The sequence below is a fragment of the Flavobacterium aquicola genome, assembly GCF_003385115.1.
GTDB classification, from domain to species: domain Bacteria; phylum Bacteroidota; class Bacteroidia; order Flavobacteriales; family Flavobacteriaceae; genus Flavobacterium; species Flavobacterium aquicola.
In genome coordinates, this window is sequence record NZ_QUNI01000001.1 from 13090 (window position 1) to 32682 (window position 19593).

Consider the following 19593-nt stretch of genomic DNA (forward strand, 5'->3'; position numbering starts at 1 on the left):
TTCTATAAACTGTTTTCTTTTGTAAACCTAATTACTTCACTTAATTTCCCGAAAGCTATTGCTACTGCCGTATCGGCTGCACCATAATATACGGTTAATTTATCTTCTTCTACACTATGTAAGGCGGCGCATGGGAAAACTACATTTGGAACATCTCCAACCATTTCATAAATTTCTGCAGGACCTAATAAATAAGGCTGTGTTCTGTATTTTACTTTATCTGGTGAATCGACATCCAAAAGCGCTGATCCCATTGCGTAACGGAAACCGTTGCAGGTATTAATAACGCCGTGGTAAATCATTAACCAGCCTTCATCAGTAAGAATTGGGATTGGTCCTGCTCCAACTTTGGTACACTGCCAGGCACTGTCTTCAAAAGGAGTTGGTTTCATCACGAGTCTGTGTTCTCCCCAATATTTCATATCTGGACTATAACTGATCCAGATGTCACCAAAAGGTGTATGACCGTTATCACTTGGTCGGCTTAGCATGGCATATTTTCCATTTATTTTTTGTGGAAACAAAACCCCATTTCTATTGAACGGTAAAAAGGCATTTTCACATTGAAAAAACTCTTTAAAGTCAAATGTATACCCAATACCAATTGTTGGTCCGTTATATCCGTTACACCAGGTTATCCAATAGCGGTCTTCGATAAAAACTACACGGGGATCATATTTATAAGCCGATTCGATCATTTCGGTATTACCTGACCGCATAATGATTGGTTCATGATTAATGTCCCAATCGATTCCATTTTTACTAAAACCAGCAAAAATATTCATTTGAACCGCTTTATTATCACATCTGAAAACACCTGCAAATCCGTCTCCGAAAGGAACTACTGCGCTATTAAAAATACTGTTTGATGATGGTATGGCGTATCTGTCAATAATTGGATTTTCAGAATATCTCCACATTACGTCATTACAGTTTTCGGGTTTGTCTTGCCAAGGAATTGTACTCATAATATCTTACGTTTTTATTATAATTCGTTTTTTTTGTTTTTTGTTTGCTCAATCTTATCATCCTGACGGAGAAAAAATCACACTAGAAGCTCGACAATCTAAGTTGCGGATCTTTGCAGAGTTTCTCGCTGAGATTCCTCGTTCCTCGGAATGACAAACTGTAACAGCTATATTTTAATTAATCTTCTATTTTTCTAACTTTATCCAACCAAGTAAATTTCAAGATCGTAGTCGTTACTAAAAACACAACTAATGCCATAATTGCCTTTGGATAATCTCTGATGATGAAAAATATCGGAAGCAGGATCATACTTGACTGCCATACAATACCGATCGCACAATTCAGCATATCTTTCCAGAAATCATTATTTTTTTCGAAAGCCTGATCTTCTGTTTTTAATAATTTATAAACCGGACTCCAGAATCCCCATGGTCTCACATTAGAATAGAAAGATTTCAAAACTTCCATATCTGTAGGACTGCTTAAAAAAGTTCCTAAAAGACAACCAAAAATTGAGAAACCAAAAATTAATGGAAACAGATAAATGGCTTGTACTTGTGCTAGATCATATAAAAATGTTCCTTCTGTTAAACTTCCTTTGGCCTGACCCAAAGCAAATTGTAAAGAAGCAATGATTAATCCGGCAAACATTCCCCAGAAATAACCCCAGCCATTAAAACGCCACCAAATCCATTTTAAAAAATTTGCTGCTACGTAACCTCCATACAAAGCACTGGTAATCCACAATGTCAATGAATTAATTGAATCTGCAAAAAATCCCATAAAAACGCCTAAACCAACTACAAGGAAAGAGGAAATCTGACTCACTTTAATATAATGAGCATTTGTAGCTGCGGGTTTGAAGTATTTTTTATAAATATCATTCACTATATACGCCGGTCCTGCATTTACAAAAGCTGAAAATCCAGACATGAAAGCCGCCAATAAGCCAGCCAATAAAATTCCTTTAATTCCAACCGGAATGTATAAATTGACCACTTTTGGCATTAATAATTCCAAATCAGCTCCAGTTAATCCTATATTCGCATTCAGCTCTGGCGCCATATTTACCAAAGCAATTACCACAATTCCAGTAATTAACAAATATCTCGGAATGAATAAAATTAAGTTCGTGAAACCACTCATATAAGCCGCTTCTTTTACCGATTTGGTAGAAAGCACTCTTTGTAAATCGTAACTTGGTGTTGGACCTGCAATACTGGCAAAAAAACCTTTAAACAAAGTCATTCCAATAAAAGCGCCAAACATTTTGTACCCTTCAGAATCGATTAAACTATTGAAAGTCTGAAATTTATCACTCCACTGGGTTTCAAACTGCCATCCAAAGAAAACATTTTTCCATTCCTCGGTAATAACCGAATTTATCTGAATATCTGTATAGTTAATAAAAGCGTAACTAGCAATTAAAACACTGGCAACAATCATAATTAAATATTGTACAACCTCTGTTGCAACTACAGAAAACATTCCGCCCTTTACAGTGTAAATTGTGGTTAAGAAAATAATAATCAAAGCATAAGAACGCTCTGAAGTCAGCAAAAGTAAATCACCGTAATGAAGTGTTAAGTCCCAAGGAAGAATAATGGTTACAAATTTCCCAATTCCTTCAAAAAAGTAAGCGATAAAACCAATGGTAGATATAATTGCAAAAATCGCAACAATGATATGGGATGCTTTACCAGCTCTGTCACTTCCAAAGCGGGTTAAAATCCATTCAGAACCCGTCATTACTTTTGATCTTCTGATCCATACTGCAAGAAACATCATCACGAAAATCTGATTCCATATCGGCCAAAGCCACATAAACATAAAACTTTTTACACCATATAAAAACAGAACCCCAATCATCCAGGAAGTCCCCGAAACATCAAACATTCCTGATCCATTGCTTAGACCTAAAAGATACCATTTTATTGTTTTTCCGCCAAGGAAATAATCATCTAATCCTTTTGATGCTTTTCTTGAAATCCAAATTCCTATTCCGACAGAGAGCAGAATATAGGCTACGATGATCGATACGTCAATAATATCCATTAATTATTTTTGTTAGGTTAGTTTATGTGGTTTATTATTTTTTTAATCCCCAGCTTTTATTTGGCTGTGCCCCCATTACAAAATGCAAAATTCCGCTTTGCAGTATTTGCTGATGTGAGATTGCGGTTTGATTAAATGGAACACCATTAAGTGTTGCTGACTGTATGTAAAAATTTTTGTTAGAGACATTTTCTGCTTCAATTACAAAAGTTTTTCCGTCTTCAAGATTGATTGTTGCTTTTTCAAAAATTGGACTTCCAATTTCGTATTCCCCCGATGCTGGATTCATAGGATATAGTCCCATCGAACTGAAAACATACCAGGCCGACATTTGTCCGCAGTCTTCATTGCCACTCAATCCGTTTGGCGTTGTATTGTATTGTGTGTCTAAAATATGACGTACCCAATATTGCGTTCTCCAAGGCTGTCCCGCATGATTGAACATATAAGCAATATGATGACTTGGCTCATTTCCGTGTGCGTATTGCCCAATTAATCCTGAAATATCTGCAGAAACATTGCTTCCTGTAATTTCTGAACTCTCGGTAAAAAGCTGTTCTAAACGTTTTGTAAAAACTTCATTACTTCCGTGAAGCGAAATTAAATTGTCAACATCCTGCGGCACAAACCAGCTGTGCTGCCAGGCGTTTCCTTCGGTATAATCTGTATGTTCTCTGTGGTTGGAATGTTTGGGATCGAAAGGCTCATTCCATGATTTTCCGTCTTCTGCTTTTCCTCTCATAAACCCAGTTTTTGGATCAAATAAATATTGATACCCCTGAGAACGTTTTAGAAAAAATTGATAATCCTCGTTTCTGCCTAAAGCTTTGGCCATCTGTGCCACACACCAATCATCATAAGCATACTCCAAAGTAATTGTTACTGATTCATCCAGTAAATTATAAGGAATGTAGCCGTATTTTTTGTAGAAATTCAACCCGCGTTCGTCCTGCATCATTGTGGCTTTCATAGCTTCGTATGCCTTTTCAGCATCAAAACCTTTAATTCCTTTTTGGTACGCATCAACAATTACGGGAATTGAATGATACCCCGTCATTGTATTGGTTTCGTTACCATATAAAGTCCAAACTGGTAATATTTTTTTGGTATCGTAATAGGTTAACATTGAGTTTACAATATCTGAAACTCTGTCAGGAGCTACTAAAGTAAGTAAAGGATTTTCTGCCCTAAAAGTATCCCATAGTGATAAGGTCGAGTAAGCTGTATAATCTTTTGCTGTAACAATCTGATCATCCTCTTTTCTAAACTGACCGTTTTTATCACTATAAGTTACAGGTGCTAATTGTGTATGATACATTGCAGTATAAAACATTGTTTTTAATGAATCAACTGGTGTTTCTACTGTAATTTTACTCAAAGCTGTATTCCAGATTGTGGCTGCCTCAGATTTTGTTTTTTCGAAAGTTGATTTTTCTCCGTCCAGATTGTCTTTTGCATTATCCAAACTTACAGATGACAGGGCTACTTTTACAAATAATTCATTTGTATTATTTGCATTAAAAAACAATTGTGCTGCTGTATTTTCTCCATCAGCTTTATTTCCTGTAACAACCTGTTTATTAGCAAGTAAAATGGTTTCTGAAATTGGTTTTGAAAATTTTGCCACAAAAAATACTTTCTGATTTTTTGCCCATCCGGTACTAAAACGATACCCGCTTATGGTATATTCATCTTCAATTATAATTCCTGTTTTCGTGGTTTTGTCCCAATTAATAGCAAATCCAAGATCAATTATAACTGATTGTTTATCATTTTTAGCAAATGTATATTTATGAAAGGCGATACGTTTTGAAGACGTTAATTCTACATTGATTTTAGGGTCTTCAAGAAAAACTTGGTAAGAGCCCGGTACTGCTTTTTCGTTAACATGACTGTATTTTGATTTATAAGGCAATTGATCGCGTGAAGCTGTTTTAGCTGTTAAATCGACTTTTTTATTTGTCGGCATGAATAAGATATCTGCCAAATCTCCAATTCCAGTTCCGCTTAAATGCAGATGACTGAAACCAGCAACAATAGAATCAGAATGATGATAACCCGAACACCAATCCCAGTTTGAAATACCATTATCTGGACTCACCTGCAGCATTCCAAATGGAACTGTTACTCCCGGATAAGTATGCCCATGACCGCCAGTACCAATAAAAGGATCAACGTGGTTAACAAAAAGTGTTTTGTCATTGTGATTTTTGTTTACATTTATTTTGCAACTTGCAGCTAAAATAACAAGCAAAACCAGCAGGGTAAAATTCTTCATATAATAATCTTGATTTAACTTTAAAATTAAACAAATTCAACTTTTATTTAATCGTAATTTAGACGGACAACATATAAACTAAGATAAACATCAAAAAATTCACAAAAGAATATCATTATTATGAATTTAAATTCCAGCAAATTATATCGATTACCATTACATTATCACATATTTTTTTGGCTTATTTACTTTTTATTTAACACATTCCGTTGGGGGAGCTATTTTAATGATTATCAGTATTCATTAAAAACAAACTTATTAGGCTTTCCTATTCACATGACATTGTGTTATCTCAATATTTTAATATTTATGCCCTATCTTGTTTATCGAAAAAAATATCTGCTATATGTATTTGCAGTTTTTTCCTCTATATTTATAATGGTATTTATAAAATTTAATCTAACATACTTATTAATAACGCATAATGTATGGCCTGAAGGCCCCGAAACTATAGATAAATTAACACTCAATTATACTATAGACATGATGATGGGAGAACTCTATGTAATCACTTTTGTAACAGCAATTAAGATTACATTCGATTTTTTGAATGAACAAAGAAGGGTAACCGATCTTGAGAAATCTCAATTAGAAACAGAATTACTTTTCCTAAAATCTCAAATTTCTCCGCATTTTTTCTTCAATACGCTTAACAATATTTATTCTTTATCGGTAGAAAAATCAAATAAAACTCCAAAAATAGTCCTAAAACTATCTGAATTAATGCGTTACATGCTGTACGAAACAAAAATTAAGAAACAAACTTTAGAAAACGAAATACTTTGTATACAAAATTATCTAGACTTAGAAAGAATTAGAAATGATGACCGATTAGAAGTTAATATGTATATTACCGGAGACATTCATGACAAAGAAATCAGTCCTATTATACTGCTTACCTTTATTGAGAATGCATTTAAACATGGTGTTAACAAGAACACTGGACCAGTTATAATCGATATTAATTTTAAGATTAAAGGTGATTTTCTGCATTTCACAATTACCAATCCAATGCCCGAAATCACTGAACATAAGGATATTTTTAACAAGTCTAGCGGTATAGGTTTAGAAAATGTTAAAAAAAGGCTTGAATTAGGTTATAATAAAAGCGATTATAAGCTTTCATTTAAAAATAAAAAGGATATTTTTGTTGCAAAGCTTGTAATTAAAGTATCCTAAAAACCATTTTCTCTTTTTACAACTATTAAATTTATTTCTCTCAAAAACATATAGTAATGAAAATAAATTGTTTAATCATAGATGATGAACCATTAGCAATTAATGTTATTAAAAATTACCTAGAGCCTGTTGAAAATTTTGAGGTAATAAACACTTTTAGTAATCCAATTGAAGGCCTAAATTTTTTGAAAAACAATAAAGTTGATGTAATTTTTCTTGATATTAATATGCCTGTTCTAGATGGTATAAATTTCATAAAAAGTCTAGAAAACCCTCCAATACTTATTATTACAAGTGCGTATAGTCAGTTTGCTATAGAAACTTATGAATTAGATGTTCTGGACTATCTGGTAAAGCCAATCGAATTTCCAAGGTTAATGAAAACCCTAAACAAGATTAGCAAAAGACTTAACAATAACAGTAATTCTACGCAGGAAAGTAATCCAGAAAGCCCTTTTATTTTTGTTAAGATCGATAAGAAGAGAATGAAAAAAATATTTTTTAATGAAATTTTAGTTATTGAAAGCTTGAAAGATTATCTAAAAATCAACACTTTAAGCGGTAAATACATAATACACAGTACATTATCTGACTTTACCGATTTATTACCCGAAAGGAATTTTTTGAGAATACATCGATCATACACTATTGCAATTGATAAAATTGATGCCGTTGAAGGAAATAGTATTGAAATTGAAGGACTTAGATACGTAATTGGAAGATCTTATATTGATCACGTAAAACAAAGAATTTTAAATTCTTCTATTTAATATCTGGTCAAAGTCAAAGGAGTAATTTAATGCAAAAGATCTTAAACTTTGCTAAAGAAGAGACTGTTTTAAATTTTCTTCCTCCATTATACTTATTTTAGGTATAATTTAGATAGGTTTCAGGCTGATCCGAGTCGAAACCCTTTCAAAGCACAAAAACGCTTTTACTCAAGATTATTATTTTATATCAAAATAAGTTTTAATCATATAAAAAAAATGCAACTATTACGGTTGCATTTTCAACAAACAGGTAACTAACTAACAAAAATAAATTACATGAAATAATTTATTATTCGATAAAAACAAACTAAAAATGATATCGTTTAAATGCTTCAATAGCGGAATAATCAGCTAGTCCTAATGCATTATATTTTTCTGCTGTCAATCTATTTCTATCTTCAACTCTTACCCAAAATTCTCTGCTGTCATCTCCCTGAAACATTACTCCGTCTTTTTGAGATTGGTGATAGAAAATAGCATGACGTTTTTTAAGAACCTGATCAGGACTCATTGGAACCGCCATTTCTATTTGGAATGATTCCCACTCATGCCACGCTCCTCTATACAACCAGACCCAGCAGTCATCCATGAAATCTTTATGCTTCAATCTTTTTAAAGCCTCAAATAAACTATCTAAACAAACCTTATGCGTTCCATGCGGGTCAGCTAAATCTCCTGCTGCATAAATTTGATGCGGTTTTATCCTTTCAATAATATCACACATAATTTCTACATCGGCTTCACCCAGATTATTTTTTTTAACTGTGCCCGTTTCATAAAAAGGCAAATCCAAAAAGTTAACATTAGAATCCGGTAAACCTAAATATCTCATAGCAGCCAAAGACTCGCTTCTTCTAATTAATCCTTTCAATTTTCTAACTTCTAATGAATCAATATCATTAGTTTTTTTATTCTTTAAAAAGTTGATAATATCTTCAGATTCAATGGATTTTTTATTTAATGCCATCGAAATTTCAGCAAATTTTAAAGCCTCTTCATTAGAAACTGCAATATTTCCAGATGTCTGGTAGGCAACATGCACATCATGTCCTTGTTCTACCAGCCTGTCAAAAGTTCCTCCCATCGAGATAACATCATCATCAGGGTGCGGGCTGAAAATGATAATTCTCTTTCTTTCCGGAGCAGCTCGTTCCGGTCTGTAAGTATCATCCGCATTAGGTTTTCCTCCAGGCCAGCCTGTAATAGTCTGCTGCATTTTATTAAACATTTTAATATTTAAATCATAAGCAGTTCCTTCATCTGTCAACAAACTGGACATCCCGTGTTCATTATAATCCTTGTCTGTAAGTTTAAGGAAAGGCTTTTTAGTCAGTTCACTTAACCAGGCAACTGCCTTAAGTTTTAATTCGTCTGTCCATATAATTGATTTTACTAACCAAGGTGTTTTTACTCTCGTTAATTCTGATGAAGCTTCAGTATCTAAAACAAATGTTGCATTGCTGTGCTGTTGTAAATATGTTGCCGGCACTTGTGAAGAAATTTCTCCTTCTATTGTTTTTTTTATAATTTCAGCTTTACTGATTCCCCATCCCAGAAGTACGATTCTTTTGGCAGTTTTTACAGTACCAATTCCCATTGTAATAGCTTTTCGGGGTACGTTATCAATACCTAAAAATGAAGATGCTGCATCAATACGTGTCAAATGATCAAGCGTAATGCTTCTTGTTCCCGAATTAACGTGTGATCCCGGCTCATTAAACCCAATATGGCCTGTTCTTCCAATTCCTAAAAGCTGGAAATCTAAACCGCCGTATGATTTAATTTTCATTTCATAATCGATACAATATTGCTGTAAATCTTCATTACTGATATTTCCGTCAGGAATATTAACATTTTCCGGAAGAATATCAACATGATCAAAAAGGTGTTCATGCATGAAATGCCAATAACTCTGGATATTATTTTTATCCATCGGATAATATTCATCCAAATTGAAGGTTACTACATTGGAAAAACTTAAACCTTCTTCTTTATGCAGTCTTACGAGTTCTTCGTAAACTTTTACAGGTGAGGATCCTGTTGCTAATCCTAAAACGCAAGGTTCATTTAGTTCTTCTTTTCTCTGGATTATATTTGCTATTTCTTGTGCAACTAATAAGGAAGCCTCTTTAGATGATCCGAAAATTACGTTATGAATTTTCTCAAAACGTGTTTCTTCAAATTTCCCAGCTTCTTTAAAATTTATGCTTTCTTTAATCATTTGACCATTCCTTTATAATTATATTATAAAATTAAGAATTAGTCCATCTGCAGAATTAAAAATTCGACTAATAACCTTTTAACTTCGGCAAAAGACAAAAGTGGAAACTTTAAAAAAATCGACACCAAATTAAGATTCGTTTATATTTACTTTTCGATCACATTTATTTCGCTAATGGAAAATGTCTGACCTTTTCCTTCAGTTGATTTAGCTGCAAAGCGCAGGTATCTTGCTTTAGTTTCAGCAAATGTTTTTACTTGTTCTATGGGATTATTTTTAATATTTGAAAATTCTCCCTGAGATTGTATTGTCCATTTTATATTATCTAAACTTGTATAGAATTCATATTTGGATATTAAATTAAGATTGTTGCCCACTTGCCGCGGAACATAAGTAAACCCTGTTATTTTTAGAATAGCTCCCATATCAATAACCACTTCTTGTGATTGGTTATTGCTATCGCTTCTGAAACTCCAGTCTGTAATTGGATTTCCGTCTATAATTCTATTTACTAAATTCATATCGCCGTTTGATGCAGTAATAACTTTCCATTTTTCTTTGGAAATGCCATATTTTGCTGTTATTACTGCACTGCTGATCTTTTCATTTTTATTGACTTCAATGGCTTTAATCTGAACAGCTTTATTGTATTTAAAAACATCTTTATATAATGTGCTTTTTACAGACGGGTCAGAACCATCAATAGTATAATAAATATTATTTCCTTCTTCAGATTTCATAGATACATTTCCATTTTTATCACGCTGAATTTCTGGAGTCCTTACAAAAGTTGGTGCATTATAGGCCTGAATATTCGAAATTACAATACTCGCTTTTGAGTCGGTAATATTTATTTTAAGTACCGAAGCTATTACTCTATCTATTCTTAAAATTCTTTTATAACCAATTGTAGTTTCATTGGCAATAGTTTTCCAATGTCCTTCAATTTTAGCTTCTACAGTAAAAACTTTAACACGCTGGCCTAATTTTATATATTCCTGAAGTAGAATACGATTGATGGCTGTAGGTTTTTCAAAATCAAATACAATTGAAGCTGTTTTTACATTATCGTCCGTTGCCCAGTAAGTTTCTTTATTTCCGTCAGTTACATTTTTAGCTGTAAATTCATTGCTGTTACCCCTGCTATTATCAGCTGTTACTTTGCTTGATGCTAATAATTCGGTTTTAAAATCTTCTTTTATTACTGCAACCAGTTCTTTTAGTCTAGCTTTGTCATTTTCATGAACCAAACCTCTTTTGTCAACCGGAAGATTCAATAATAAATTAGCATTACGCCCAATAGATTCATAATAAATATCGACCATTTCATCAAGAGAACGAACCTTGTCATCTTCAACTGCGTGGTAAAACCATCCGGGTCTTATTGATACGTCGGCTTCACCAGGAACCCATTTTTCTCCATCCACATGGCCGGACATAAACTCGGTATAATGTACTTTTCCTGCCAACTCCTCTTTCTGACGTAAAAGACTCCAATTTGTTTTTCCGGCACGGCCTTCTTCATTTCCAATCCACCTGGCTTCTGAAGGACCAACTCCCCATACCAAAGTTTTTGGTGCTGTTTTATAAATTAATTTATAGGTTTCATCCCAATTGTAATATTCGAGAGTATTTATTTTTCGGGTTTCATTTGCACCGCCATAATAACCATCACCACCATTGGCTCCATCAAACCACATTTCGAAAACATCGCCATAATTTGTAAACAATTCTTTCAGCTGATTTCTGAAATACGTAATATATTCCGGTTTACCATATTCAGCATGATTTCTATCCCATGGAGAAAGATATAGACCTAATTTTAAATCGTACTCTTTACAGGCTGCAGCTAATTCTTTAACCAAATCTCCTTTGCCTTTTTTCCATGGAGAATTTTTCACAGATCGTTCTGTATAAGCTGATGGCCATAAACAAAAACCATCATGGTGTTTGGCTACTAATATAATTCCTTTCATGCCCGCTTCCTTAGCAATCCGAGCCCATTGACGAACATCAAGATTAGTCGGATTGAACAGCTGCGGAGACTCATCTCCATACCCCCATTCTTTATTTGTAAATGTATTTAATGAAAAGTGCACAAAAGCATAAAACTCCATTTCTTGCCAATCAACTTGTTTTTGTGTTGGTACTGGACCAAATGATTCAGGAGACTTTACCAATTCTTGAGAACAAATTGGTGTTATTATTGAAAAAAAACTAAGCAGTAAAAAAATATTCTTCATTAGATCTAAATTTAATGTTTTGCCAGTAAGACTAATTAAAATAATAAATTTAAAGTAAATCAACATTCTACTTCACACTATTTCGACCAACAACGTTTTTTTCACCATATTGGTTTATTTTTCAATAGGAAATCAGGTGTTCGACAGTCGAACACCTTGACATATTCTGGAAGCGATATTTTCTATTTTTGAATGACCATTTTGATTAAAGAGAATCTAAAAAAAGATACATTATTTTTTTTTAGAAAACAATTCAACAAAAATTAAAAAAAGACAAAGAGATAAAGCATCATTTCCCTAGACGATCTATGATGAACATTAATAAGGGAATTAGATGTTCGATTGAGAACCCTTCGACTCCACAAAAAGGAAGGTGTCGAACACCTTCCTTTTTTATTTATTTCACTAAAATCAATGTTTTTACAGTACAATTATTACTTTTATTACCTTATTTTTTATAAAAACAAAATCATTAAAGAAATAAAAATAAGAGCTGGCGGGAATTGAACATCATATGCCCAATAAAACAACGCATTTTAGTAAGGTGTTCGATATAAACTTAAATTTCGCCTTTTATCGCAATGCATCCCCGATCGTTCAGATATGTACAACTTGTAAGCTGATAGCGAAGAATTGCATTCTTCGCCCACTCCTATTGGCAACTAAAACTTTTTGACTTGACTACGTAGGACTCAAAAATATATCTTTTTCACTGACTGCATAATTTAAAGACCCAATCTTTTATATTTATAAATTACCAATTATAAAAGAAACTCAGTAACAGAGAAATTTAGTCAAGTGAAATCGGTCTGCCACAGAATACCGGCATGTTTTTATAAGACTATTTATAATCCAGCTCAATATAAACTGGTAAGTGATCTGACGGATATTTTAAATCTTTTGAATCACTTAAAACAGCAAATTTTTTCACTTTAAATTTACTTTCATCCGATATAAAAATATAATCAAGTAAAAGGACCACTGGTTCATTGTGCTTAAAACCATTAAATGTGCCAGAAGGTCCAAATGCTTTTACCTCTGAAACATCACGGGTGTCTCTCATCTCCTTTTTTAAAATTGCAATTACTTCAGATGCTGGCTCAGAGTTAAGATCTCCCATAAAAACAACTGGATATTTTTTTTCGTTCAGCTCATTTATTTTGGAAAGAATAAGCCTTATTCCATTTGCTTTTGCCTGAACTCCAATATGATCTAAGTGAGTATTAAAAACCCAGAAAATCCGCTTCATTTTCAATTCTTTAAACAAAGCATAGGTACACACTCTTGGATAAGCCGCATCCCAGCCCTTAGAAATTTTATTGGGCGTTTCCGAAAGCCAAAAAGTATTGCTTTCTAGCATTTTAAAACGCTCTTTTTTATAAAAAATATTCGATGATTCGCCTTTTCCCGCACCATCTCTTCCTATACCAACAAAATCATATTGAGAAAGCACTGCAGCTATATCATTTACCTGATTTGGTAATGCTTCATGAATCCCAAATATCTCTGGATCATAAAACTGAATCTGGGACGCAAAAAAATCCTTGCGGTGTGTCCAATCATTCTCCCCGTCACTTGCTATATCCAAACGAATATTGTAAGTCATTATTTTTATGTTCTGACCATTAATCTGGAATGCCCAAATGAATAATATCAGTAATTTTATTTTTTTCATTTTATTGGTTTTATTATTACTTCGCTTGATTCTCATAAATTTAATAAATATCGATAGGCACATCAAAAAAAAGACTGCTTATCAAAAAAACTTTTAATAATTTAAAAAACGCCACTCCAAACAAATGAGAGTGGCGTCAAAAAAAAAACCTAACTAACAACTAATTGGCTAAAAGCCACATCTTTTTATTAATTTCATCATAACCGCCATACTGCCTGTTCAAAGCTTCGGTCAAATTTTGACTATTATAATTCAACTCCGAAGATGGATATAAATACCGTACTGGTAAATCATTAGGACTCTTAACATTTAGATTAGTAGCTGGATCAATCTCAAAGTCCGGATACTTGTTTCTTCTATATTCGAAATAAGCAGTTTCTGCATCAACCAAAAAATTAAGCAGGTAACGCTGTAACCAAATTTGTTTGAGCTGACTATCTTGATCCAAAGCAAATACTGCTTTTCCTGTAAAATAATTATCTATATCAGTTTGTACAATTGGATTCCCGTGGGCAAAAGAAGCATCTATACTCATAACATTTGTTAGAGCCGCTCTAACTCCATTTTCGTAATACTGCTGTGCACTGCCAATACTTATCCATCCTTTAATACGTGCTTCTGCCAAAATAAGTTCCTGCTCCGCATAAGTAAGCATTCTTCTTGGCTCACTATTTTGTTTTGTCTGATACCTCAAATTTATTTTAGAATAGTTTCCTTTACTATAATTTGCATTCATTAGACCATAATCTAATGATGTTTTTACGCCTACGTATGCTCCCATATCATTAGATGCATATCCGGCAAGCAATTGAGAAGCCGAAGGTTCTGCAAAATAAAACAGACGTTTGTCTTTAAGGTCTTTAAGATTCTCAACAATCGTTTTACTCAAAAGAGTTCTTCCTGTAAACATATCGTTGGTACTATATAGCGGATGTGAATTTACGCTGCTGTACTCAAGACCAAAATAATCAGAAGCTTTTTCCAATAGAACATTGCTATTAACAATAGCCGCAAACCTTTGTTTTATTTTTAAATCAACATCATTTTCTTTAGCACTTAAACTCATCAGAACCTTAAGTTCAAATGCATTACAGGCTCTTTTCCATTGGGTTGGATTTCCTTGAAAAACAGTTGGATCTCCTTGAAAAGAAGCTCCTTCAGAAAAATTAGCATTTGCTAATTCTAATTCAGTAAGAATACCAATAAATACATCTTTTTGCAGATCATACTTAGGTTTATAGTTCCCCTGACTCCCTTGGTTAGCCTGACTGTATGGAATATCGCCCATTTTCATGGTAAGCAGGTAAAAAGTATATGCCCGCATAAAATGAGCTACTCCTTTATAAGAATTTTCAGCAGGGTCTCCTTTTGCAAATTCGAGCATCTTGTCAATATCCGGCAAAATTGTCATCTTATTGAAACTTGAATTTGTTATGAAATTATATTGGGTTCCTAATTGCCCTTCATTTGCATAACCAACATATTTTGGCAAGGCATTTTCAGAAATATATTCTTTCGAATCAGCACCTTGATATTTAGCAATGCTCAGAATAATGTTTGTGCATAACAAAGAAGCGCTTACTTGAGTTGGAGTATTGGGGTTTGTATTAATTTCATCAAAATTACTGCAACCTGCCAATATAAGTATCCCGGCTATGGCGGTGATAATTTTTTTCATATCTATAGTTTTAAATTATGTTGCTTTTAATCAATTTAAAATTCAAGCTTAACATTAAAGCCTAAAAATCGCTGAGATGGATCGCTAAAATTATCAGAACCTCCGTCAGGGTCAGAATATTTAAAATCTTTAGCCCAAAGAAATAAATTTTGCCCTATTGCAGATATAGAAGCACTCTTAGCTCTAATAAAATGGCATGCTCCCTGCGGAACTGCATAAGTCAAAGAAAGCTCTCTTAATTTTAGGAAGGTTGTACTGTAAGTATCGTAAGGAGAAGGTGTCCCGCCCCAAGCATTCCCTTTATGAACTCTTTTAACATAGTTTTCATAAGTTACATATACATCGTTTGGGGCATATTGACGGGTATCACTGGTTATCTCACCATAAGAATTATAAACAACATTCCCCGAAACTACTTTTACTCCATCACCCAAATAATTACTAGTACCTGTAGTAACATCCTTATATCGAATATCATTTACCGAATCCGGATGATTCCCAGACTGCCACATATACATTTCGGTAGTTGTTTGCGCTAAACCGCCTACTCTCCCGTCCATAGAAATATTTAATGTAAAGTCTTTATATCGAAGCGATGATGTTAAACCCCATATCCAGTCTGGATCAGCATATCCATGTACTGATTCATATGATGAATAAACTGGCAGTCCGTTTTCATAAATCATATTACCTTTTTCGTCTTTAAGGAACTCATTCAAAACAAATGCATCTGCTCTCTTACCTACTTTTACCCAAGGTTTATCAGCAGAAAACTGACTATCGAGTTTTGTATAATAACGAGCATATTTAGACCAGTTTGCCGTTAAATCCCATTGCCAATCAGTAGTTTTTACGGGTGTGACACTTAGTGTAAGTTCTAAGCCTCTTCGGGTAATTTCTTCGTCAATATTAGTATAATTAGAACTAAAACCAGATGCACTGCTTACACTTGTTGCTTTTAAAAAGTCAAACATTCTTTTCGAGTAAATGGTAAAATCTAAGGAAGCTCGTTTTTTGAACAAATTTGCCACTGTTCCTACCTCCCAAGTACTTGAAGACTCTGGTGCAACTTCATTTCCTCTTACCGTGTCTGGATATGAGGCCGAATTAGCACTGCCCCACGCATTTGTTGTTATGTTGTATACCGAATTCGACTCGTAAACACCTGCCGGTGTTTTTGAAGACGTCCAAGAACCACGAAATTTCCAAAGAGAAAGCCAGTCATATTTCGGCAAAATTTCAGAGACCAAAAAACTGCTGGATATAGATGGATATAAATATGAACGAGTAGATTCTGGTAAAGTTGAACTCCAGTCATTTCTTAAAGTACCTTCAAGAAACAGCATACTTTTCCATGATCCAGCAAGCCTTCCATACAAGCTATTAACTTGCCTCTTATAAATTGTCGAATTTACGACTGCACTGGTAACTGATGATTTTAAGGAATAAAAACCTGGTATCGTAAGTCCTCCCTGAGTTCTGGCTTCAATACCCTGATCTTCGGTATAATAAATAGTTCCACCAAAGAGACCTTCAATATCAAAATCCTTAATTTTTTTATTTCCTGTAAAAATGAAATCAGTGTTTGAACTATAACCGCTTCCCATACCTTCATTGTATGAGCCTTTTAAAGATTCTCCCCAAATCTCAGAACCATTTAAAATAACTGTAGAATTACCAGCTCCTTGAAGCGATCCTTTAGATATACGAACAACCTGCTTATTATTGTAAGTATCAAAACCCGTTCTTAAAACAGCATTAAACCCTGGCGCTAACTCATAAGTTCCCGAAACAAAACCGTTGAAAACCTGACGATCAATACTATGCAGTCTTTCATATCTGTCGAAATAAGGGTTATTATTTGTACCTGTATAACTATTATTTTGTGTTTCATTTTTAACAAGCCAATAATCTTTGTAATCTCTTAAATCATAATCTGGAGAAGACCAAATTAATATGCTGTACATTGGATCGTAACCTTTATAACCATTAAATCCAATATTTGGAGAAGTATGCTTATTTATGGATACTGATGATGATAATTTGAACTTATCCAAATCTATATCACCACCCAAGGTATAAGTATATTTATCAAGCTGAGAATTAGGATATTGTCCTTTATTGGACACCCAAGCAGCAGAGGCTCGCAGACTGCCGTGTTCGCCTTGTTGGGTAATGCTAACATTATTGTTAAGAATATAACCTTGCTCTAGGAAATTCTCAAAATTATCCTTTCCTGTTGCAAGATAAGGCATAGACTTATTTGTTTTTGTAATAGGATCCCACTGGATAACATCTTGACCTTCCATCGGCACCCCCCAAGAACCAGTTCCTTTATAGATATTGGTAACTGCATCTATCTGTCTTCCAAAAACAGTTTGCGTTTTAGGAATTGCTAAATAACCAGCAGTGAACATTGTACTGCTATTAATTGAGACTATAAACCCTTTCTTGTCCCTGCCTTTTTTTGTTGTTACTATGATAGCACCACTTGCTCCTCTATAACCGTATAGAGCAGATGCGGTTGCTCCCTTAAGCACGTTCAGAGTTTCTATATCATCAGCAGGAATATCTCTAAGTGTCATATTTCCATATGGGACACCGTCTATAACAAGCAGCGCATTTTCCCCACGCAGCTCTACTGTTGGAGCTTCGGCAAATTCAGTACTGTTTTTCACCATTAAACCTGCAACCTTTCCTGTCAAAGAAGTAGCAACATCTACCCCTTTAACTGTCTGAACAGAACCTCCCTCTACTTTTTGCATAGCATAACCAAGGGCTTTTTCTTCTCGCTTAATACCTAATGCAGTTATTACCAATTCTTTCAGCATTTCTGCCTCTTCGGTAAGAATTACATTAATTTTCTTTTCCTGTCCAATAATCTGCTTAGTTGTTTTAAATCCAATACAAGAAAAAACGAGCGTTTGTCCTTCTTCTGCCTCAATGGTATAACTGCCATCGAAATCGGTTTGAACACCAGATGATGTTCCTTCAACAAGAATTGAGACTCCGGGTATTGGCTTACCCGAATTATCTGTAACCTTACCAGAAATTTTTATCTGTTTTGCTAAAACAGATATTGTTTTATCTCTAGCGGCAGTATTTGGTTTAAAAGTAATTAAACCGTCATTTATTTGATAAACAACTTTAAACTTAATAGCCGCCTCTTTAAGCAATTCGGCTAATGTATGCGTTCCAGAACTTATAGGAGTCTGCGCTTTTAGTTTTGCTACTTCATCTGTATAAAGAAGAGAAAAATCTGTTTGATTTTCAATAGTCTTAAATAATGTTTTAAGTTCGTAAACATTTTTTGAAACTAATATTTGGGTAGATTCTGTACTTTGCGATTTTAATGTTATCGCAAATGTCAGCTGTGTCAATAAAGCAGCCAATAAAAAGAATAAAATCTTCTTTTTGCTGCTATTTTTTTTGTTACAAGATACATAATTTGAATATATTTGTTTTATGTTAATTATTTTGCAATTAATACAACCCGATAATTGGTGGCCGCCATGTTCGGGTTTTTTATTCTTATGCTGTTAAGTAGTCTTTCATCTTTTCATAGGCATCAGTTTTTACAGGGTTTAAGTCTTATATTTATAGTGTCCTTTTTAATTTTGGTATAATCCATATCATTAATGAAACGAATGGCACTTAGGATCTTTTCTATATTATCACCAGAGAAATTCCCGCTAATAGTATTACACTGATAAAGAGGCGAATCTAGTTTCAAAACAACGTTATACTTTCTTTGAAGTGTTAGTAAAACTTGATATATGTCAGCATGATCAAAAAAGATTCTGCCGTTTTTCCATGCCAGATAATCTGAAGATTCTATAGTATTGCTCCTAACTAAAGAACTTGTTTTATCATCATAAATCACTCTTTGATTTTTAGTGATAATTTCTGAATTTGAAGAATGCAGATCTGTAACTTGAACCTTTCCTGAAACTACTGTTACCGAAGGAATTCCTTTTTCGTAATTTGTTACGATAAATCGGGTTCCTAAAACTTGAGTTTTAAAATGATTTGATGAAATAATAAAAGGGTGTTTTTCTTTATGCACTACCTCAAAGTAAGCTTCTCCTTTTAAGCTAATAGCTCTAGAATCTTCTCCAAAGTGCTCAGGATAGACAATGCTGCTTCCTGAATTTAAATAAACAACTGACGAATCGGGCAGCATCATTCTTTTTTGTTCACCAAATTTGGCAGCAACAGTAATGTAGTGGTTTGTATTAAAAATAGAATTGAAAGAAAACCACAAAGTTCCCAAAAGAATAACTGCTGCGGCAGATGCAGCAATTCTGTAAAAATCAGTCTTCTTTTCTCGTCCTAATCTTTGTTCAATTTTCAATAGAATGCGCTGTCCCAGAACATCAGTATCAATTTTGGATTCTTTAATACCATGATCCTGCATTTTGGTAAAATAAGTATTTACCGCTCTTGTTTCCTTTTCAGAAGATTTGCCTTCGCTGTATCTTTTAAAAAGATGCTTGTATTGTTTACCCATGTGCACTATATTAAA

At 33.8% G+C, this 19593-nt stretch carries 11 protein-coding genes; 2 read left to right on the forward strand and 9 right to left on the reverse strand.

Annotation, left to right across the window (positions count from 1 at the left end):
• Nucleotides 1–2 precede the first annotated feature (2 nt).
• From C8P67_RS00055 to C8P67_RS00065, 3 genes are all read right to left on the reverse strand, one after another.
• Nucleotides 3–968 carry a glycoside hydrolase family 130 protein gene (locus C8P67_RS00055; RefSeq protein ID WP_115809114.1) on the reverse strand — a complete coding sequence of 322 codons (966 nt, stop codon included), beginning with the start codon at nucleotides 966–968 and terminating at the stop codon, nucleotides 3–5.
• A gap of 178 nt (nucleotides 969–1146) precedes the next feature.
• A complete protein-coding gene (locus C8P67_RS00060; protein ID WP_115809116.1) occupies nucleotides 1147–3024 on the reverse strand; it encodes a sodium:solute symporter family protein in 1878 nt (625 codons plus the stop codon).
• A 34-nt stretch (nucleotides 3025–3058) separates the two neighbouring features.
• A complete protein-coding gene (locus C8P67_RS00065; RefSeq protein WP_115809118.1) occupies nucleotides 3059–5302 on the reverse strand; it encodes a GH92 family glycosyl hydrolase in 2244 nt (747 codons plus the stop codon).
• Nucleotides 5303–5422: 120 nt separating this feature from the next.
• Between C8P67_RS00065 and C8P67_RS00070 the strand changes: the two genes are divergently transcribed.
• Together C8P67_RS00070 and C8P67_RS00075 are read left to right on the forward strand one after the other, a co-directional pair.
• The gene (locus C8P67_RS00070) at nucleotides 5423–6481 is read left to right on the forward strand and encodes a sensor histidine kinase (RefSeq protein WP_115809120.1); all 1059 of its coding nucleotides are present in this window, start codon (nucleotides 5423–5425) and stop codon (nucleotides 6479–6481) included.
• Between the two features lie 56 nt (nucleotides 6482–6537).
• Nucleotides 6538–7251: a LytR/AlgR family response regulator transcription factor gene (locus tag C8P67_RS00075; protein ID WP_115809122.1), complete on the forward strand. Its 714-nt coding sequence runs from the start codon at nucleotides 6538–6540 to the stop codon at nucleotides 7249–7251.
• 307 nt (nucleotides 7252–7558) lie between these two features.
• On the opposite strand, the gene nagB is transcribed toward C8P67_RS00075, so the two are convergent.
• From nagB to C8P67_RS00105, 6 genes are all read right to left on the reverse strand, one after another.
• Nucleotides 7559–9472 (reverse strand): glucosamine-6-phosphate deaminase, encoded by a 1914-nt coding sequence (gene nagB / locus C8P67_RS00080; protein WP_115809124.1) that lies wholly within the window; start codon nucleotides 9470–9472, stop codon nucleotides 7559–7561.
• A 146-nt stretch (nucleotides 9473–9618) separates the two neighbouring features.
• The gene (locus tag C8P67_RS00085) at nucleotides 9619–11715 is read right to left on the reverse strand and encodes an alpha-L-fucosidase (protein ID WP_115810053.1); all 2097 of its coding nucleotides are present in this window, start codon (nucleotides 11713–11715) and stop codon (nucleotides 9619–9621) included.
• An 841-nt stretch (nucleotides 11716–12556) separates the two neighbouring features.
• A complete protein-coding gene (locus C8P67_RS00090) occupies nucleotides 12557–13390 on the reverse strand; it encodes an endonuclease/exonuclease/phosphatase family protein (RefSeq protein ID WP_115810055.1) in 834 nt (277 codons plus the stop codon).
• A gap of 160 nt (nucleotides 13391–13550) precedes the next feature.
• Nucleotides 13551–15068: a SusD/RagB family nutrient-binding outer membrane lipoprotein gene (locus C8P67_RS00095; protein ID WP_115809126.1), complete on the reverse strand. Its 1518-nt coding sequence runs from the start codon at nucleotides 15066–15068 to the stop codon at nucleotides 13551–13553.
• A 35-nt stretch (nucleotides 15069–15103) separates the two neighbouring features.
• A complete protein-coding gene (locus C8P67_RS00100; RefSeq protein ID WP_211319874.1) occupies nucleotides 15104–18460 on the reverse strand; it encodes a SusC/RagA family TonB-linked outer membrane protein in 3357 nt (1118 codons plus the stop codon).
• A 176-nt stretch (nucleotides 18461–18636) separates the two neighbouring features.
• The gene (locus C8P67_RS00105) at nucleotides 18637–19578 is read right to left on the reverse strand and encodes a FecR family protein (RefSeq protein WP_115809128.1); all 942 of its coding nucleotides are present in this window, start codon (nucleotides 19576–19578) and stop codon (nucleotides 18637–18639) included.
• Between the last annotated feature and the right edge of the window lie 15 nt (nucleotides 19579–19593).

Excerpts from the sequence above, each read along its gene's own strand:
- C8P67_RS00075 (WP_115809122.1), top strand. The coding sequence starts at position 6,538 with ATGAAAATAAATTGTTTAATCATAGATGATGAACCATTAGCAATTAAT.
- C8P67_RS00065 (WP_115809118.1), bottom strand. The coding sequence starts at position 5,302 with ATGAAGAATTTTACCCTGCTGGTTTTGCTTGTTATTTTAGCTGCAAGT.
- C8P67_RS00070 (WP_115809120.1), top strand. The coding sequence starts at position 5,423 with ATGAATTTAAATTCCAGCAAATTATATCGATTACCATTACATTATCAC.
- C8P67_RS00090 (WP_115810055.1), bottom strand. The coding sequence starts at position 13,390 with ATGAAAAAAATAAAATTACTGATATTATTCATTTGGGCATTCCAGATT.
- C8P67_RS00060 (WP_115809116.1), bottom strand. The coding sequence starts at position 3,024 with ATGGATATTATTGACGTATCGATCATCGTAGCCTATATTCTGCTCTCT.
- nagB (WP_115809124.1), bottom strand. The coding sequence starts at position 9,472 with ATGATTAAAGAAAGCATAAATTTTAAAGAAGCTGGGAAATTTGAAGAA.
- C8P67_RS00085 (WP_115810053.1), bottom strand. The coding sequence starts at position 11,715 with ATGAAGAATATTTTTTTACTGCTTAGTTTTTTTTCAATAATAACACCA.
- C8P67_RS00055 (WP_115809114.1), bottom strand. The coding sequence starts at position 968 with ATGAGTACAATTCCTTGGCAAGACAAACCCGAAAACTGTAATGACGTA.
- C8P67_RS00095 (WP_115809126.1), bottom strand. The coding sequence starts at position 15,068 with ATGAAAAAAATTATCACCGCCATAGCCGGGATACTTATATTGGCAGGT.
- C8P67_RS00105 (WP_115809128.1), bottom strand. The coding sequence starts at position 19,578 with ATGGGTAAACAATACAAGCATCTTTTTAAAAGATACAGCGAAGGCAAA.